The organism is Chryseobacterium soldanellicola, assembly GCF_900100115.1.
Lineage (GTDB): Bacteria > Bacteroidota > Bacteroidia > Flavobacteriales > Weeksellaceae > Chryseobacterium > Chryseobacterium soldanellicola.
In genome coordinates, this window is the sequence record NZ_FNKL01000004.1 from 938,188 (window position 1) to 957,560 (window position 19,373).

At 35.2% G+C, this 19,373-nt stretch carries 16 protein-coding genes and 1 pseudogene; 8 read left to right on the top strand and 9 right to left on the bottom strand.

Translation table 11 applies throughout. The features are described 5' to 3' along the window. Positions 1-258 precede the first annotated feature (258 nt). From BLT04_RS18445 to BLT04_RS18470, 5 genes are all read right to left on the bottom strand, one after another. Positions 259-582, bottom strand: a complete 324-nt coding sequence (locus BLT04_RS18445; RefSeq protein WP_089757249.1) for a hypothetical protein — start codon at positions 580-582, stop codon at positions 259-261. Positions 583-869: 287 nt separating this feature from the next. Beyond that, on the bottom strand, positions 870-1,955 hold the full coding sequence (gene dnaX / locus BLT04_RS18455; RefSeq protein WP_089757251.1) for a DNA polymerase III subunit gamma/tau: 1,086 nt from the start codon (positions 1,953-1,955) through the stop codon (positions 870-872). Positions 1,956-2,054: 99 nt separating this feature from the next. Continuing rightward, entirely contained in the window at positions 2,055-2,681 is a 627-nt protein-coding gene (locus BLT04_RS18460; protein ID WP_089757336.1) for a TetR/AcrR family transcriptional regulator, read from the bottom strand. Positions 2,682-2,688: 7 nt separating this feature from the next. Further along, a complete protein-coding gene (locus BLT04_RS18465) occupies positions 2,689-3,945 on the bottom strand; it encodes an aminotransferase class I/II-fold pyridoxal phosphate-dependent enzyme (protein WP_089757252.1) in 1,257 nt (418 codons plus the stop codon). Between the two features lie 256 nt (positions 3,946-4,201). Continuing rightward, positions 4,202-4,945 (bottom strand): response regulator transcription factor, encoded by a 744-nt coding sequence (locus BLT04_RS18470; RefSeq protein WP_089757253.1) that lies wholly within the window; start codon positions 4,943-4,945, stop codon positions 4,202-4,204. An 85-nt stretch (positions 4,946-5,030) separates the two neighbouring features. Between BLT04_RS18470 and BLT04_RS18475 the strand changes: the two genes are divergently transcribed. Next, positions 5,031-5,675 carry a DUF1349 domain-containing protein gene (locus BLT04_RS18475; RefSeq protein WP_089757254.1) on the top strand — a complete coding sequence of 215 codons (645 nt, stop codon included), beginning with the start codon at positions 5,031-5,033 and terminating at the stop codon, positions 5,673-5,675. Positions 5,676-6,356: 681 nt separating this feature from the next. Further along, positions 6,357-6,689: a hypothetical protein gene (locus BLT04_RS18480; RefSeq protein ID WP_089757255.1), complete on the top strand. Its 333-nt coding sequence runs from the start codon at positions 6,357-6,359 to the stop codon at positions 6,687-6,689. 13 nt (positions 6,690-6,702) lie between these two features. Here the strand turns inward: BLT04_RS18480 and BLT04_RS18485 are convergent, their stop codons facing one another. Continuing rightward, positions 6,703-8,283, bottom strand: a complete 1,581-nt coding sequence (locus BLT04_RS18485) for a Na+/H+ antiporter (protein WP_089757256.1) — start codon at positions 8,281-8,283, stop codon at positions 6,703-6,705. Between the two features lie 369 nt (positions 8,284-8,652). On the opposite strand from BLT04_RS18485, the gene BLT04_RS18490 reads away from it, so the two are divergent. Together BLT04_RS18490 and BLT04_RS18495 are read left to right on the top strand one after the other, a co-directional pair. Next, positions 8,653-9,066 (top strand): hypothetical protein, encoded by a 414-nt coding sequence (locus BLT04_RS18490; RefSeq protein ID WP_089757257.1) that lies wholly within the window; start codon positions 8,653-8,655, stop codon positions 9,064-9,066. A 273-nt stretch (positions 9,067-9,339) separates the two neighbouring features. Further along, a complete protein-coding gene (locus BLT04_RS18495) occupies positions 9,340-10,662 on the top strand; it encodes a peptide-N-glycosidase F-related protein (protein ID WP_089757258.1) in 1,323 nt (440 codons plus the stop codon). Between the two features lie 508 nt (positions 10,663-11,170). Here BLT04_RS18495 and BLT04_RS18500 read toward each other — a convergent pair. The 3 genes and pseudogenes from BLT04_RS18500 to lodB form a co-directional block, all read right to left on the bottom strand. After that, positions 11,171-11,590: a hypothetical protein gene (locus BLT04_RS18500; protein WP_089757259.1), complete on the bottom strand. Its 420-nt coding sequence runs from the start codon at positions 11,588-11,590 to the stop codon at positions 11,171-11,173. A gap of 10 nt (positions 11,591-11,600) precedes the next feature. After that, positions 11,601-12,314, bottom strand: a complete 714-nt coding sequence (locus tag BLT04_RS18505) for a glycohydrolase toxin TNT-related protein (RefSeq protein ID WP_089757337.1) — start codon at positions 12,312-12,314, stop codon at positions 11,601-11,603. A gap of 114 nt (positions 12,315-12,428) precedes the next feature. Further along, positions 12,429-13,556 (bottom strand): annotated as a pseudogene (lodB, locus tag BLT04_RS18510) (lysine-epsilon-oxidase maturase LodB); the annotation flags it as partial. 661 nt (positions 13,557-14,217) lie between these two features. On the opposite strand from lodB, the gene BLT04_RS18515 reads away from it, so the two are divergent. The 4 genes from BLT04_RS18515 (at position 14,218) to BLT04_RS18530 (ending at position 19,373) form a co-directional block, all read left to right on the top strand. Beyond that, positions 14,218-14,796: a YciE/YciF ferroxidase family protein gene (locus tag BLT04_RS18515; protein ID WP_089757261.1), complete on the top strand. Its 579-nt coding sequence runs from the start codon at positions 14,218-14,220 to the stop codon at positions 14,794-14,796. Positions 14,797-15,027: 231 nt separating this feature from the next. Beyond that, complete coding sequence (locus tag BLT04_RS18520; RefSeq protein WP_089757262.1) at positions 15,028-16,170, top strand: vWA domain-containing protein; 1,143 nt, start codon at positions 15,028-15,030, stop codon at positions 16,168-16,170. Between the two features lie 65 nt (positions 16,171-16,235). Beyond that, complete coding sequence (locus BLT04_RS18525) at positions 16,236-17,690, top strand: sigma 54-interacting transcriptional regulator (protein ID WP_089757263.1); 1,455 nt, start codon at positions 16,236-16,238, stop codon at positions 17,688-17,690. 282 nt (positions 17,691-17,972) lie between these two features. Continuing rightward, the gene (locus BLT04_RS18530; RefSeq protein ID WP_089757264.1) at positions 17,973-19,373 is read left to right on the top strand and encodes a glycoside hydrolase family 28 protein; all 1,401 of its coding nucleotides are present in this window, start codon (positions 17,973-17,975) and stop codon (positions 19,371-19,373) included.

Sequence of the window (19,373 nt, forward strand, 5' to 3'; positions counted from 1 at the left end):
GAGAAAGAAATTTAGCTAGCAGTACCAATAAAATCGATAATACTTTCTGAAATTTCTAAAATAGCTAAATGAAAAGCCAAAATAACCGCTAAAATAATTAGCAGCTACAAAACCAAAATGGTTTTCAAGATTCGATTTATGTGAGATAAATTGTTGCACTTGTTTACTGTGAATCGTTTATTTCTAGCTTTTCAAATAATAATTTGTTTTTGTTGAAAAATTAATTTCCACAAAAATCTTTGACAAATATATAAAAAATTATGACAAATCAAACTTCATTAAATCATCAAGATCTTTCAGCAAAGGATTTTTCTCGATAAATTTTTCGAAGATCTTCTTTTTGGTAACAACTTCAATTTTCAGGTTTTCAAAATCTCTTTTGTATTCAACTTCAATAGAAAAGTTGTGTACTTTTGTTTTAAAATGATTAAAAAACTCTCTGCTGACCTTATCAAATTCGACTTTTGCGGAATCTGAAGGATATAAAACCGTGATTTGGTTTTCATCGGATTTTACAAGCTTGAATGTCTTAATGGCATTATAAACAAATATATCTTTGTTCTGAAGCTGTTTTAATAACAAATTCCATTCCGATTGTAAATCTGTTTCTGTAAAATGATTTTTGGGTAATTCTTCGGTTTTTACGGCGTTATTTTCTTCTTCAGCTTCAATTTTTTCTTCCTTATTTAAAAAAGAATTAATACTGAAACCTGAAGAAATTCCCTGTCTGGATAATGGTTTGGAAGTTTTTTTAATTTCCTGGGGAACCTGCTCAGTAACGATAGGCTTTTCAGCCTTTTCCTCTTTTTTTTCCTGAATCTTCTGCGGAATTTTTAATTCCTGCTTTTCATCAAGAAACGGGGCTAATATTATAAACTTTTTTTTTTATTAATATCGCCGTTAGCCGTTATAGAAGCCAGCTGCATTAAAGCAATTTCTACTGTCAGCCGCGGATTTTTTGAATTTTTATAATTAATATCTGCGTGGTTGCAAATTTCAATGGCATCAATTAATTGTTGGGCATTCCATTTTTGGGCCTGCTCTACAAATTTGGTTTTTGTCTGTTCGCCAACTTCAATCAAATCTATTGTCGAAGCATTCTGAGCCATCATTAAATCTCTGAAATGATTTCCTAATCCGGCAATAAAAATATGAGAATCGAAGCCTTTTTTCACGATTTCATTAAATGCAGAAAGTACTTCCGGAATTTTGTTTTCTTTGGCTAGATCTACAATTTTAAGATATTGGTCGTAATCAAGGATATTTAATACTTCAGCAGCTTTTGCGAGCGTAATATTCTTTTGGGAAAATGTGGAAAGCCTGTCAAAAATAGAAAGGGCGTCTCTCAGAGCTCCGTCTGCTTTTTGAGCAATAAGATATAAGGCATCATCTTCATATTGGATGCTTTCTTTTTGCGCAATATTTCTTAAATGACCCTGAATATCCTCAATAATGATTCTTTTAAAGTCATAAATTTGACAACGTGATAAAATTGTAGGAATAATTTTATGCTTTTCTGTCGTAGCCAGAATAAAAATAGCGTGAGCCGGCGGCTCTTCAAGTGTTTTCAGAAAAGCATTAAAGGCAGCAGAAGACAGCATATGCACCTCGTCAATAATATATACCTTGTATTTACCGACCTGGGGAGCAAAACGAACCTGATCGATCAACTCACGGATATCATCCACCGAGTTATTTGATGCAGCATCAAGCTCATAGATATTGTAAGCAAAGCCGTCTTCTGAAACAGAGCCGTCTTTTTCGTTGATCTTGCGGGCCAGAATCCTGGCGCATGTAGTTTTACCCACACCACGAGGTCCACAGAAAAGCAAAGCCTGTGCTAATTGATTTTCTTCAATAGCATGTTCTAAAGTATCTGTAATATGTGACTGCCCAACTACAGTGTCAAACTCCTGTGGACGATACTTTCTTGCAGATACTATAAAATTTTCCATTGGTCAAAATTAAGAAATATACTTCTAATTTGAAAATATAAGCTTTCAAATTTCTCAATAATTTTTAATTTTTCTAATAGAAAAAGCCTCTTTGTGTTTTTATTTTTTCTGGTAAGCAAAATCGATGATCTCTACAAGAGCTTTTTCGATTTCACTTCTACCTTCATCTGTTTTAAGGTCAATCCCGCAGAATTTGCTTGCGTTATACCCTGTATAAAGATTTAAGTAATAGGCACCGGAAATAATCAAAGCCATAATTGCCCTGTATCTTGTGGCATCTTCGCCAAAGTAGGGATCCGTGATGTGTTTAAACATGACATCTCCGACTTCTTCACGCTGCTCTACCAGTTTTCTCAGAATAGGCTTGCTTTCTGAAAGCTCCCAAAGAATAATTTTCTGTAGCTCTTTATTCTTTTTAAGACTGTCAAACTGATTAAGCAGCGCCAGTTTAGAAAGCTCTTTTCCGCCGTCTGAAAGGTCTACTTCTATATTTTGGTTTACTTTGCTCCAATAATCCTGAGATTTGATATATTCGTCGATAAGCTTTTCCGTACTTCCGAAATATTCGTAAATCAGCTTTTTATCAAAGCCAGCTACGGCTGCAATTTTGCTTACTTTAAGTCCTGAATAGCCTTTAACTCTTAAAATTTTTCCGACTGCGGCCAACAGCTTTTGTTTTGTTTTTTCTTTGTCCCGGATAGGACCTTGCACAACTTTTCTAGGCATATGTATTTTATTTTTTTGCAATATGCAATTTTTTATTTATATCTTCAAACGCATTGAGCGTCTTATCAAGATGTTCTTTCTCATGTCTGGCCATCACGCTCATTCTGATTCTTGCATCCTTCCTTGCTACGGCAGGATATAAAATCGGGTTGGTATAGATGTTTCTGTCAATTAGTAGCCTTCCTACATCACCTGTTACATGTGGGTCGCCAATTTTTACAGGAATAATGGCAGAACGTGTGATTCCGGTGTCTAAACCAAGATCATCCAGCCCTTTTTTGAAATAATTAATATTACTCCAAAGCTTTTCTCTCCATACCGGCTCTTCGTCAATAAGATCAATCGCCTTAATGATCCCGGCGGAAGAAGGCGGAGCGGTTGCCGAGAAAATCTGCTGGCGAGACTGAAATCTCAATAAAGCCGCAATTTTTTTATCTGCAATCACATATCCTCCCAAACTTCCGAAAGTTTTACTGAATGTGCCTGTTATAATATCGATTTTATCCAGTAAATTGGCCTCTTCCAGCGTTCCTCTTCCTGTTTCGCCCAAAATCCCTACTCCATGTACATCATCCACCATTAAAAAGGCGTTATATTTTTTTACCAAATCATAAATTTCATTCACATACGAGGTATCACCATCCTGGGAATATACTCCATCTATAATTACGAGTTTTGTACGATAAAGGTTTTCAGAAGTTCTCAAAATATGTTCTAAAGCCTCTAAATTGTTGTGAGGAAATGTTTTTTTATTGGTAAAAGCACATCCTTCATACATACTTGCATGCACCGCCATGTCTAAAATAGCAAGATCTTCTTTTTGCATTAAACATTGCAGTGAAGCACTATTCGCAGTATATCCCGTTGTAAAAACTACGGCTTCATCTTCTGTTCTTCCGAAAAATGAAGAAATTTTCTTTTCTAATCTGTTATGATAGTCAAAATATCCTCCGATCAGTGGTGTGGCACCAGTTCCTGTCCCATATTTTTCTATCCCTTCTATCGCTGCCTGCTTTACTTTCGGATGTTGAGTAAACCCTAGGTAATCACTGGAAACGAAACTTACGTATTCTTTATTTTGATTCTCAATATCTACACTTACTACCGAATTGGTACCTGTGGTATTTTTCAGTCTGTAGTTCATGTGTCCGTTTGATTTCATGTATTCTAAAAATTCATAAAAAATCTCCGCCCTTTGAGCGATATTATAATCCGGAATATTCTCAAAATCCCTAAATGTGGCTGTTGTAAAGTTTATGTTCATCCTTAATATTGTTAGCTGTTTAAAGAACAAATATATGACTATTTAACATCGGTTAGATTGAATTTATCAGTAAAATTTGTTATGCATGTAATATTTTTATTAAAAACTCTTAAAATCAATACATTTCGATAATATAAAGCAAAAACGATTAAGTCTATCATATTATATAACAGACTTAATTTAAATATTTAACTATAATTAAAATCTTTAATTAAAAACAATTCAGAGTTGAAAAAATTCAATCATGGCTGTAGTTTTAATGAAAACTATCATTAAAAGCTTTAATAGAATTTTTTACATTTAATTTTTCAAGGATATTTTGCCGATGCCGGCTTACCGTATTAACACTTATTGAAAGAAAAGCGGCAATTTCTTTACTTGTAAATCCTTCTCCGACATACTGCAGAATTTCCAGCTCACGTTGTGAAAGAATATTTTTATAATTTAATTTATCCTCACCTACAATTTCTGCCGTAACCGAGTTTATGATCAAAAATTCTGATTGCAAAAGCGGCGACTGGTCCAAAGAAATACTATACAGGCAAAGCGCAAACCTCAATTTCCCGTTTGTGGCCGAGTAAAAATAAAACATCCGGTGCTGCACAAATCTGTAGACATTATTTTGATCCTTCATTTTGATCCTCGAGGTTACGTTAAATTGGGCTCTTTCTTCAGGTTTTAAAGAATCCATCATTTTAAAAAAACGCAATTCATGAATATATTTTTTAAGCTTATCATCGGGATGTATTTTTTTCAGAATTTCTTCTTCCCAGATCGAATTAATAACCGTAGGATTTTCTTTAAACTTCAGACCTAATTCCGAGGCTGTCTTAGACTGATAAACAAAGCTTTTGTTCTCCTGCATATCACTTAAAACCGAAATAGCGTTTTCAACCTGAGAATAGACCAATGCAATCTGTTTGTAGGTTTCTATATCAAGCGAACAGGTATTTTTGTTCTTATTAAGCAATGTTTTGTTCAGGGTTTCAACTATTTTCATAAAAATGGTTATTTATCAGTATTGATGATAAAGGAGTGATGTTTTACTTTTGCTAAATTAATCAATAAGTAACATTCATCGAAGAATGAAAAAAATATTTTTAGGCTGTGCTTTATTAATTGTTCAGAAAAATTTTGCGCAGACATTAGAAAAAATGACATGGTTTAATGAGCCCGAAAAATGGGAAATTAAAAATAATGCTTTATCCATGCTTGTTACGCCTCAAAGCGATTACTGGAGAATTTCGCATTATGGTTTCACGGTAGACGACGCTCCTTTTTTATACACCACGTATGGTGGAGAATTTGAAGCAAAAGTGAAAATCAGCGGAAATTATAAGGCCAGATTTGACCAAATGGGACTAATGCTGAGGATCGACAAAGAAAATTATATAAAAGCAGGGATAGAATTTGTGGACGGAAAATATAATTTAAGCACCGTTGTCACCCATAAAACCAGCGACTGGAGCGTTATTACCTTAGAGAAAACGCCTTCCGAAGTCTGGATAAAAGCTGTCAGAAGGCTTGATGCTGTTGAGATTTTTTATTCTTTCGATGATAAAAACTATGTAATGATGCGAAACGCCTATTTACAGGACAACTCGCCGGTAATGGTAGGTCTAATGGCTGCCTGCCCCGACGGAAATGGTTTCAGTGCTACTTTTGAAAATTTTAAAGTGAAACATCTTGCTGATGAACGCCGCTTGAAATGGCTTGAAAACCACAAATAAAGTGATTGAGTTTTATATTCAATATTGAGTCAATTTTTTTTACCTCTCAGCAATGGGAGGTTTTCTTTTAAATGGATTTGAAAAATTAATCGTAGTAATTTTAAACAATTTAGAATCAATTATTAAATAAAAAGGCCAAAAAACTTAGTTAGAAATAAGCATTCAGCCTTTAGCATCTGTATTTTTAGAATCTCAGCGAGCAAAATTATTTGATGGTAATCTTAAGGCAAAAATAAGGTTAGATTCAGCGTTAAAAAAATTATTATTGTAGAAAAATACTCACATCGCGTAGAATTAATTCTACAAAAAGCTATAAAAATGCAACTCTCATTTAATTGAAAAATAGTTAAGAGATACCACAAAAATCCGATTAATCATTCAAAATTTACCCATTATGATACATTTTTAAAGATAATTTTTAGATTTTTTTAATATTTCGAAATAAATTATTTAAGTTTGGTTAGATTTTTGAATTGAAGAAACTGAAAAGTAAATTCACGGCTTACTTTTCCACCTCACACCACTAAATATTATTATCATGGAAACAGGAAATTTTACTCCTACTAAAACCAGACTTCTTCTTGTCCTGAAAAAGTCGTACCCGATACCCGTCTGTTGATCTTTCAGCAATCTATTTTTCGTGTTTCACAATTTTCCCCGAACAATTTAAACTTAAAGATCATGATTTTTGAAGATGACCAACATTCTGTAATTCAGGATAAGCACAACTTGTCTTTTGTGACAAATATTATAAATTTCCATGGAGATAAATCATTCATTTTAAATTCCTTACAAAAAATAAAGAACAATACCATCTGTAAAATAAAAAGAAAAGTAATCAATAAATTAATTAAAGATTACACACGTCATTTGAATCAGTACATTGAAAATGAAGATATTAACGCAAAACCGGACAACTACGAGCTTTCACCGGCTTATGCAAAGCAGTCTTATCATAAAGTATTGAAAGAAGATGAATATCTGCAAAAGCTTTTCTCCATTTTGAATGATTAAATTTTAACCAAAATTAATTAATAAGGCGAATTCTTTCCTCTTCAAGATCAATATTCATTAAATGTTTTCGGATGATGTCTTCATCAACCTCTGAATGAGTGTGATTCTGATCAATGAGCCACATTCTCTGCTGGTTTAAAACATCAAGATAGGCTTCACGCACTTCCGGAGTAAGCTGAATCTCGTAATCGTCATTCATTTTTCCCTTCCATTTTTCATGGATCTGTTGCAGGAACCGGCTTTTTGCTAAAATGCTTTTATGATTTGCATTCATGTGATCAAGCGTAAATTTTGCCATTCCGTGCTTTATTTTTTCTTCCGCTTCATCTTCGGGCAGATAATCATTGTAGGAAGGCATTTTTATTTTTTTAATCAAATAAGGAAGCGTTAATCCCTGAACGACAAGGGTTGTTAAAATCACAATAAACGTAATAAATAGCACTAAATTCCTTTGGGGGAAAAGCGGGCCTCCTTCACATAAATGGGTCGGAATAGACAGAGCCGCCGCCAGAGAAACTACCCCTCGCATGCCCGTCCAGCCTAAAATAGCAGGAATTTTGAAACCCGGACTTCGAGTATCGGCAACGGTGATATAATTTCGGGCAATTAAAGTAATAATAACGGCCGCATAAGCTGATATGAGCCTTACAACAACCAAAACTGCAGTAATTAAAAGTCCGTACCCGATTGCTGCTGAAATACTTACTCCTTCCAACCCGGAAGTAATCTCCGGTAGATCCAGGCCGATTAATATAAAAACAAGTCCGTTTAACACAAAAGCAACACTTTCCCAAACGTTGATTCCTCTTAATCGGGAAGATGTATTTAAAAACTGATGCCTGTTATTTGAAAGTAAAAGTGCGCCGCTTACCACCGCCAAAACACCTGAACTGTGAACTTCTTCAGCCGCAATATACATTACGTAAGGCGCAACAATAGTTAAAATGGTATCCATATTAGCGTCTGTGGGCAGAAACTGCTGACCTTTCATAAAAATCCAGCCGACCAGAGCTCCAATTCCGATCCCGCCGATCAGCATCCACGAAAAGCTCAATGCCGCATCATGCCAGACAAATTGCCCAGTCGCAACTGCAATCATTGCAAAACGAAAAATAATCAGTGATGAAGCATCATTCAAAAGACTTTCGCCTTCTAAAATTGAAGCCATTCTTTTCGGAACTTTTACAAATTTCAAAATTGCGCTTGCGCTTACTGCATCCGGAGGAGAAACAATTCCGCCTAATAAAAAACCAAGCGCCAGGGAAAATCCGGGAATAAAATGATTGGCTACCAAAGCCACAGTAATTGCTGTAAAAAATACCACTACAAATGCAAAGCTTCCTATAATTCTCCTCCATTTCCATAATTCTTTCCATGAAATTGCCCATGCCGCTTCATATAATAAAGGTGGAAGAAAAATGATAAATATAAGTTCGGGATTTATTTTAATCAAAGGAATACCCGGGATAAAGCTTATCAGTAAACCCGCAATTACTAATAATACAGGATATGCTACCCTGATTTTATTGGCAAGCATAATGAGCAGCACAATCGCTACGATAAGGGATAAATAAAACGGAAAATCGTCAATCATTTTGTGTCAAATATTTTAAATATTTACAAGCATGACAAATTAACTAAAATTTTTGAGATTAAAATTAAACTGAGTTTCAATTTTTCTGAAAACTGTTATATGAGAAAACACTTTTACATCCGGACTTATCATATATTTTTATTAAACTAAAGTTTTAGATTATTTACAACAGATACCACACACGTACCACTTTTTTAAAATGTTTAACATCTGTTTAATCCTTTGAACTTATCCTTTTCAACACATAATGAATTATTTACGAAAAATATTCATTAATTATTTAATAAAAGTTTAATTAATTCTAAAATGTAAGGCATAGTATTTGCAAAGATATTTATACCAATCATCACCACTAAAACTCAAGATATTATGAACGTAGCAGATCTTAAAATTAAAAACTTAGTCGAATACAAAAATCAAGTTTTTACAATAACTGAAATATTCCAGCATAATAATGAATATTTCGTTAAAATTGAAAATGATATTCATAGTATTTCAGTGCCCGCCAAAGCTATTACGCCTATCAAAATTACGGAAGAATGGCTTGAAAAATTCGGATTTTCAAGAACTTACAGCTCAGAACAGAGAATAAGATACGAAAGACCTGAATCTTTTATAAAGTACGACATTGATTTAAGCTCAAGAAAAATTGTAGAAGGATTAAAAATTTATGGCAATTCGATAAAATGTAAATATATCCATGAATTTCAAAACCTTTTCTCGTGTTTGTTCGGAAAAGAAGCCACAAGCAGCAATTATTTTTTAATGAAGACCGAATCTTAACTATAATATATTTACGCTAAAAACGGCTGACCAGAAAATGGTTAGCCGTTTTTTTGTTTTTAAAACATAGAATACAAGTACTAATAGATGATTAATTAAAAGCTGTAAATTTTAAATTCCAATATCAATTTATCTAAACTTAAATCTTAGAATATTTAAAAATCCCGTATTTTTTCAATTAAATACCTAAAATAATACCAATAAAAGTAAAATATCAATAATATAAACTATATTTACCCATTAATTCAAATAACAACGAAGATTCACCTCACTATGAAAAAAACTCTACTGACTTTTTTATTACTTTCCTCTTTTTTTAAATCCCAGACAACGATCAATGTCTTTTCGCAGGCTGTTTTTTATGATGGCTATGCTGCAACGGTTTCAAACCCTGTTCCGGCAAATGCAATCAGGCTGGCCAATTACAGATACGCAAAAAAGCTGACTGATGCTGAGCTGAACAGCTTTCAGAATAAAATCAATTTAAATGTCACCATCGGTGCCTTATGCGACAATTACGACAGGCTCGGAGGTGTACATATTGCGCTGGTTCCCAAAGGACAGGCCACTTATACCCTGACGGATACAACGGTGCAGAGGTTCGAAGTCGGCAGATACATCACTCCTTTTATGAATAAAAATGCCTCGCTGACTACCGTGCCTTATACTTATGACGTGAGCAATCTTTATTCTGTTTTCAGTAATTTATCATTAAGAAACACGTATGATATCTGGGTTGAGCTTGATGTTTTCGGGGTTCCCTATGCTGCCAATACCCAAATTGCAGGATGCGCAGGAAGAAACGATGTTTTTACCGGAACTCTTGATTTTGTAACCTCTACAGACCCCACCATTACTGCATCTTCCAACAATATTCTTCCTTTATCGGATTCAAGGGCCTTAAATAATTACAATAATACGGATGTGGCGGGGCAGACCGTTCGCCTTATTAATTTCAACCTTGCACAAAGCACCACGAATGCTAACTTTTATGTGATCGCAACTCCTCACGGCGCCAATTCCGGCGGTGAAGAATATGTAAGAAGACAGAACATCATTTCAATGGATAATTCGCAGATTTTCACGTTTACACCCGGAGGAAAATCTTGCGAGCCTTACAGAATATACAATACACAGAGCAACGGGATCTATGGGAATTCCCCTCAAAGCGGCGCGTGGTGGACTTCCTGGAACAACTGGTGCCCCGGAGATGCCGTCCCGATCAGGAATTTTTCTTTTACAACATTGTCAGCAGGAAGCCATACTTTAAAATATGAAGTCCCGACAGCAGTTTTCAACGGCCAGCAGGGCGATATTTTCCTTTCTATATATATGCAGAGCACCAATCAGAATTTATCTGTAAAGGATATTTCTACGGTTGATGTTTCGGTTTATCCTAATCCTACGACAGATTTTGTGAATATCAGATCTGAAAAGAAAGTGAAAAATATTACCGTATTTTCAACAGATGGCAGAATAATTTCAACTACGGGCCAGTCCAGAATAGATTTCACAGCCTACCCTTCAGGAACCTATTTATTAGATATTCAGCTTGACGGCGGAATCCGTTTTAATCATAAGGTCATTAAAAAATAAGCAAATCTTTAAACTTAAATATATCCACAGCTTACCGTTGTGGATTTTTTATGCTTAATTCTGTATTTAATTAAATGATTAATAATTCCATGTTCTGTAAATGATTATGTTTAATTTATAAGATTTCACAGAAATTATTAACCCGACATCCCTCCTTCTTTAAGGGTCTACCCCCCCTTCACTAAGGGGGGTATAGACCCTTCTGAACCCCCTCCGGACACTTGTACAAGTCCCTTCAACCCCTTGTATAAGTGGTAATAACCGGTTAGACAAGCCTCCAAATACGGTTCTGCAACGGTCCGCGGCCCCTTGACCAAGAGGATAACGGGGCTTCAGAACTACCCGAAGCCCCTTGATAAAGGGTCTCTGATGGCTTATATAACCGGCTTGAGATGGTAAGACAAGCGGGTAAAGCGGTGAATGAGAATGAAGATATTAAAAAATAAAAAACCAATCCCTAAAATGAGGATTGGTTGTTATTGAATGTGAGTGCAATAAAAATTAGCTATTATTCAGCTTCATTATATTTCCAGATTCCTGAAATGGTCAGTAAGTTGAGGCCCGGCTGTTTTTCTCCGTAGCTGAAAACGCAGATGTATTTTGAGTGGCAAGACGGGCAATCGGTCCCGAAATACAGGGTTGGTAAATTATTTACCGTTAATTCTCCAAAATGCTGCGCGTTTTTCTGCGTTTCGGTTACCATTTTATTTTGCAATAATTCGCTTTTAGATGCTATTTTATCTTCATTATATATTTGAAAAACAGGAAATCCTGATTCATAAGGGATAATCTCTACGGTATTTTCATGACCGCAATGGAGGCAGGTGAATTTTGTAACGGCAGACGGAACAATTTCATCATTGCTGAAAATACTCTTCACAACAGCAGCCTTTTCTCCGATCTTTATTTTTTTTGATATTGAATACATCCGAAATATTTTATTGAATAACTGTTCCTGCCAGGTTGTTGTAATGGCCGCTCGGGCTTTTTTTGATCGTAACTTTTATATATCCTTCCTGCGCAAGCTTATTCCATGTTTTCTGGTATCCGGTGTTGGGATCGATCGGGATTTTCCACATTGTCTGCTTCCCTTTTCCAACCTGATTAAACCAGGGGATAACATCTGCTGTTTGCCCTTTGAAAGGTAAGGAATTATTCAATACTTCTATTTCGTAATAAAAATCATATGCACTTTCAGGCTGATTTAAAGCCCTCTGTGAAAAAGTATAGACATATCCATTGATGATCGGGCTCGTAAAGCTGCCGCCCAAAGTAGGAATTCCGGTCCCGTTGTAGCTGCCGACCGCTCCGCTGTATCTGTCAAATTTTTGCCCGGCCACAAGCGGAACATCATCAATAATATTGAAGCCTCCGTTGGCGGGAGGCCATCCACCATTCAGATTATTAGCTTTAAATAATGCTTCAAGATCACTCCATTTTCCTTGTTTATAGAGATCAAATGCCTGATCTCTGATGGGCTGGCTCACGGTTCCTGAAGGATCATAAGTTAAGGCGAATTCATCTGCATTTTTATAAAATACGTGCGTAACTTCGCTTGCTGAATCATTAAAAAACTCATCTCTATCTGAGCTGCAGGAGACTGAAAATAAAGCAATTGATAAAAATAAAATGTGCTTCAGTAAATTTTTCATATACATATTTTCGGGTTTTATGGTTAAAAGTTGTAATTGATTTGTTAAAATAAAACAGCCTTCAAATCACCGATTTCAAGGCTGTCTAACTAAAGGACCTTAACTATTTAACATTTAAAAACTAGAGTTGATTCGTTTTTTCCAAAAAGTGGATTTATTCCAACGCTGTTCTTTCTGATAGAAAAAAAACTTGGTCTGTAAATATTGATTGTAAATCTCATTAATACTGTTCTGATAGTATAAAAATGTACCTTCATGGCCGGAATCAGCATCGATTATAGCCTTTGCAGCGTGGCATGACGAGCTTATTGCAAATCCTATCCCCATTGACGAAATAGGATCAAAAGAAGCAACTGCATCTCCCACAGCCAGAAAATTGTGCTTTGACCTGATATCTGTGATCTGCGAAAATGCGTTTTTAACCCAGGTATTGCTCTGCAGCCTTGCTTCAGAAATTTTATGCTTAATATGTTTTGTTTTTGCGAGCAAAGCATTCCAGTTTTCTATCTTTTCAAGATGTTTTTCCTTAATTATCGTAACATCGGAGAAAAAAGTAAGCGTCATCGGTTGATTGGGCAGTGAAGCGCAATACCACCATCCGTCTTCAATAGATTCTACAACGATATCCTGTTCCTGCACATCAGATTCTTTAAAATATAAAAACCTTCCGATCGCAGCGAGGTCGTCATACCGCTTGGATTCTACTCCAATTTCTCTACAAATGCTGCTCTGTCTTCCGGTGGCATCAATCAGATATTTAGCTTGAATGCTGAAACTGCCTTTTGTCTTATTTTCAACATTAATTTCCCATTCATGGCTGTCATTTTGAGTGATTTTCAGGCATTTGGTATCCGTGAAAATTAATCCGCCTTTTTCCAAAACTTTTTCCTGCAGCATCAGATCAAACTGTTCTCTGTTTAACTGAAAACTTTCCGTTTCTGCTGTAAAAACAGAATCACGAACTGCAATTCTCGGGCTTCCCCACGCCGCTGTACTGCTGTAACCGTGTATAAAACCGGAGTTTTCGATCGTATGTTTATCAACTCCTATATATTCCAGCAAATCAAATAAATTTGCATTTACCTGTTCACAGATTTTTATAGATTCCTGATTCGTTTCTTCAATAATTGTAACTCTTAAATCTGAGTATTTAAGTAAATTTAATGCCGTGGAAGCTCCTGCAGGGCCGCCACCAACAATAAGGACATCTGTTTCTAACAAATTCTTCATCTTATTTTGTGTTTTTTGGCAGCAGAATCTAGAATAGCGGTCTGTTGCCTAATAATTTTTTATATCAAACTTTTCTTAAATGTTTCATCGACAACCTCATTTTGTCTTTGATAACTTTGGTTTTTTTATTTTATGATTGTGCTGACTTCACTTTGAAATGCCTATTTAGGAGTGAAAAATGTTATTTCCTTTTCTGTTTCCAAGTAGAATCGGAACTAACAGCCGTATCCAATTATGGATGAACTTGATACTTTCATGGTTTAATTTTTTTTCCTACTCTGTTTTTGGCTTTTCGGTTACGCCTTGTTTAATGGTTATTGTTTTTAGCTTATCCGGCACCTGAATCTGCACAAAATCTTCTATCAATATCACTTTGAAGTGACAAAAATAAAAGCAATTTTTATTCAAAAATTCTTTTGATAAATGGCACATAAAAGATAAAAATCTTTCGAGGATAAAATTAAAATATTTTTTTCAATTAATAGTGAGTTTTATTAAAAATAATGTAAAAATTTTAGCAAAAGTATAAATTTAAGTAACTATAATATAGCCTATCATCTTACAGAAATTCATAATACAATAAAAATGTGGTACTTATATTTAAAAGCATTCTCTTTTTTGGTCTTATTATTGTAATATTTGCTGCATAAACAACCAACTTAAATATTTTATTATGGAAACTAAAGCAACCGCTACAAAAAAAACAACTTCTACAACAGGAAAAACAACGGCAAAAACAGCCACTAAAATTCCGGCTAAAAAAGGTGCTGCAAAAGATTTAAATGATCTTTTTGAAGATGCACTTAAAGATATCTATTGGGCTGAAAAAGCCTTGACCAAAGCACTTCCTAAAATGCAGAAAAATGCAACAGATGAAGGTTTAAAGAAAGCTATTGAAAGCCATCTTGTTGAAACAGAAGAACATGTAGCAAGATTAGAAGAATGCTTCTCCGCATTAGGAAAAAAAGCTCAGGCTAAAAAATGCGATGCCATGCAGGGACTTTTAGATGAAGGAAAAAGCATCATGGAAGAAACAGAACCAGGCGCTGTGAGAGATGCAGGAATTATTGCCGCAGCACAAAAGGTAGAACATTACGAAATCGCAACTTACGGAACACTTGCTGCTTTTGCAAAAGTTCTTAAACAGGATCAATGCATGAAGCTTCTTTTACAAACGCTTGAAGAAGAAAAAAACTGTGACCAGTTATTAACAAAAATTGCAGATACTACTTTAAACAGTAAATCAAAATAAGTAAAATCCAGTGTTTATTATTTGAAATGAGGCTCCTTTAAATTAAATTTAAAGGGGCCATTTTATTAAAAATTGAATTAAACAGCAATTAATAAATGAATAAGTCAATTCTCATTTCATATAGCTGTCATTAGTATTTTCTATTTTCATACGGTGTTATTAAGCTTATAATTTCATAACTTGTATCGTTAAAAAGTAAGAAATTACAGAAAAAAATTGCAGCAGCATCTTATGACGAACAAAGATTTTAATTTCAAAAAAGGTTTTACTTTCAGTAAGCATATTCCGGAAGAAATTTCGCATTTTGACCGGGTTTTCGATGTCTTTAAAGATTTGCTTACCCACACTTCCGGCGATATTGAAGAAGCTTTTGATTGGCTCGATATGCTTGATAAGGAATATGACATTTTTAATGATGAATATTCTCTTGAAGATTTTGAGGAAGATTTAAGAAAGCGCGGATATATCAAACGTGAAGATGATTCTGAGGACGGAAATTCCGGAAAAGGAAAAGGCAGAAATATATTAACAGCCAAGCTTGAGGCCGCTTTACGCGAATATGCTTTAGATCAGATTTTCGGGAAACTGAAAAAAAGCGGCATAGGAAATCATAGAACAACAAAAACAGGAGTTGGTGATGAGCGTGACGGCGAAAACCGTTCTTTTCAGTATGGGGACGATTTATCGACTGTAAATATGACCGAAAGCTTAAAAAATGCGCAGATCAACAACGGAATTTCAGATTTAAGGTTAACAGAAGACGACCTTATTGTAGAAGAAACCAAGCATAAAGCGCAAATGAGCACGGTTTTAATGATCGATATCAGCCATTCGATGATTTTGTATGGCGAAGACCGCATCACACCCGCCAAAAAAGTAGCAATGGCACTGGTGGAATTAATCAACAGAAAATACCCGAAAGATTCCATAGATATCATTGTTTTTGGAAATGAAGCATGGCCAATTAAGGTTAAGGACCTTCCCTATCTTCAGGTCGGGCCTTACCATACCAATACTGTTGCAGGCCTGGAGCTGGCCATGGATATTCTTCGCAGAAAAAGAAATACCAACAAGCAGATCTTTATGATCACTGATGGAAAACCAAGCTGTATCCAGCTTCCGACGGGTGAATTTTACATGAACAGCAATGGTTTGGACGAAATGATTGTCTCTCAATGTCTTAACAGAGCCGCACAGGCCAGAAAACTGAAAATTCCCATCACTACTTTTATGATTGCCCAAGATCCTTATTTGCGGCAGTTTGTAGAAGCATTTACCGCCCAAAATAAAGGAAAAGCATTTTTAACAGGGCTTTCAGGATTAGGGCAAATGATTTTTGAAGATTACGAAAAAAACAGGATTAAGAGAATATGATTAAATTTAAAATTTTAGATTTATAGTAATAAATTCTCACTAAATAATTAGTACTTACAATAAAAATGAAAAAGGATATCACATTTAAAGAATTAAAAAATTCCGGATATATTGACAAAACGATTAATGAAGAAATTCAGGCTAATTTAATTACAAAAATTAAAGCTAAAGAACCCGTTTTTGAAGGACTTTGGGGCTATGAAGATACGGTAGTTCCTCAGCTTAAAAAAGCGATTCTTGCCGGTCACCACATCAATCTTTTGGGGTTGCGGGGGCAGGCAAAAACCAGGATTGCGAGAAGCATGGTCAATCTTCTTGATGAATATATGCCGATTGTAAAAGGCTCAGAGATTAATGACAGTCCGTTTCACCCGATTTCAAAATTTGCAAGAGATCTTATTGCTGAGCTTGGTGATGACACTCCCATCTCGTGGGTTCACCGTTCCAACCGTTTCTTTGAAAAACTGGCGACTCCTGATGTGAATGTTGCTGATTTAATTGGCGATATCGATCCCATAAAAGCGGCGACTTTAAAATTACCTTATTCCGATGAGCGCGTTTTACATTACGGAATGATTCCGCGAGCCAACCGATGTATATTTGTATTGAATGAATTACCCGATTTGCAGGCGCGAATTCAGGTTTCTTTATTTAATATTTTGCAGGAAGGTGATGTTCAGATTCGTGGTTTTCAGTTGAGAATGCCTCTTGATATTCAGTTTGTATTTACGGCAAATCCCGAAGATTATACCAACCGCGGAAGCATTGTAACCCCTTTGAAAGACAGGATCGGTTCTCAGATTTTTACACATTATCCAACCACAATTGCTCTCGCAAGGCAGATTACAGAGCAGGAAGCAAGGATTTCGGATGAAGATAAATCACAGATTCAAATTCCTGATTTAGCAAAAGATCTTTTGGAAGAAGTAGCTTTTGCAGCACGCGACAGCGAATATGTTGATGCAAAAAGTGGTGTAAGCGCACGTCTTACCATCAGTGCAATGGAAAATTTAATGGCAGCAGCAAAATTACGTTTAATAGAATCCGGAGTTGAAAAAACGACGGTCCGTTTACTTGATTTCATGTCGATTATTCCGTCTATCACAGGAAAAATAGAGCTTGTTTATGAAGGCGAACAGGAAGGTGCAGATTATGTTGCAAAAATATTAATTGATAAAGCGGTAATGATGCAGTTTGAAAGCTTATTTCCGCGAATCTCAAAATTGGAAAAAGAAAGTATAAAAACGCCTTATACAGATTTAATTAAATGGTTCAATAAAAATCAGCTCGAACTTAATTATACCGATACGGATGAAGAATTTTACAGTAAGCTCAACAAGATTACGCCTTTGGTAACGGTCGTTGAAGAAAATACGTCAGGATTAAGCCCTGAAGATCAGAATTTCTGTAAAGAATTGGTTTTATGGGCATTAACAATCAGTAAAAAATTAGATAAATCTGAAAACCAAACTGCTTTCACTTTTGATTCCGCAGATATCGGTCAGTTTTTACGCAATTAAAAATTTTCACTCTCAATACAAATCCTCTGAATTATCGGGGGATTTTTTATTTTAGAAATAGCCAATTCTTAAATAATTTATAAATATTATATTGTAATTTTCGCAAAACAAAAAACAGCATTAATTTTATGCAATCGATTACAAATATTAATAAGCTATTTGAATTTTGAAATGCCGACAGTGCAGGATAATTTTTAATTACAATAATTTTAGATTGCAAAATGAAAAGAAATTTTTTTAAATATTAATTTCTCTTTAAAATTTAAACAATTTGTTGGTATTATGAAAAAATATGTTTTATTCTTTTTTACACTGTTATTTTCAATCCAGATTTCGGCTCAATATAAGCCCTGGACTTCAGCACAACAACCTTTAAAAGAAATTGATGCGCTGAAAAAACAAATTGTAAAACCCAACTTCAGAAAAAAAGACTATCTGATTACTGATTTTGGTGCCGTTGGTGACGGAAAAACAAAAAATACGGAAGCCTTTAAAAAAGCAATTGAAAAATGCAATGCAGAAGGCGGAGGAAGAGTTGTTGTTCCAAAAGGAGTTTTTTTAACGGGTGCTATTTATTTAAAAAGTAATGTTAATTTATATGTAAGCGATGACGCCACCATTTTGTTTAGCCAGGACAGCAACGATTATCCGATTGTTTTTACAAGATGGGAAGGTATGGAATGTATGAATTATTCATCCTTAATCTATGCTTATGAAGAACAAAATATTGCCGTAACCGGAAAAGGTACATTAGACGGAAATGCAGATCTTGATCACTGGTGGTTTTGGTGTGGAGCCAAACAATACGGTTACAACGAATCCCGCCCGGGAAGGCAAAACCCTGCACGCGCAAAGCTGCATGAATACATGGCAGAAAAAAAGGATCCGAGAGAAAGAATTTTTGGTGACGGATATTATTTAAGGCCAAATTTCGTTCAGCCTTATAAATGTAAAAATTTCTATATGGCGGACGTTTTGGTTAAAAATTCACCAATGTGGAATCTTAATCCTGTACTTTGTGAAAACGTTTTAATTGAAAGAGTAAAAGTTGTCAGCCACGGCCCAAATAACGATGGCTGTGATCCGGAAGCTTGCAAAAATGTCTGGATTAAAGACTGTTATTTCGATACCGGAGACGACTGTATCGCAATAAAATCCGGAAGAGACGAAGACGGAAGAAGCATCGGAAAACCTGCAGAAAATCATATTATCGAAAATTGTGAAATGAAAGACGGCCACGGCGGTGTTGTCATCGGAAGCGAAATTGCAGGCGGAGCCAAAAATATTTACGCCATTGGAAATGTGATGGACAGTAAAAATCTTGACAGAGCACTTCGTATCAAAACAAGCTCAAGCCGTGGCGGAACAATTGAAAATGTCTTTTTCTATAATACAAAAGTTGGTGCTTACAAAGACGCAGCGGTACTTTTTACCATGTTTTATGAAAAACCGGGTAATTTTATTCCGACGATCAGAAATATCTGGGTAGAAAATTTACAGGTAAAAGATGGCGGAAAATATGCCGTGCTTTCCAATGCGTATGAAACTTCGCCTGTGACGGATTTCACGATGATCAACGCGAAAATTGACGGCATTGAGATTCCTTACAAAGTTGATTTCTTGAAAAATGTGACACTGAAAAATGTAACCGTTAACGGAAAACCTTTAACCAATTTTAAATAA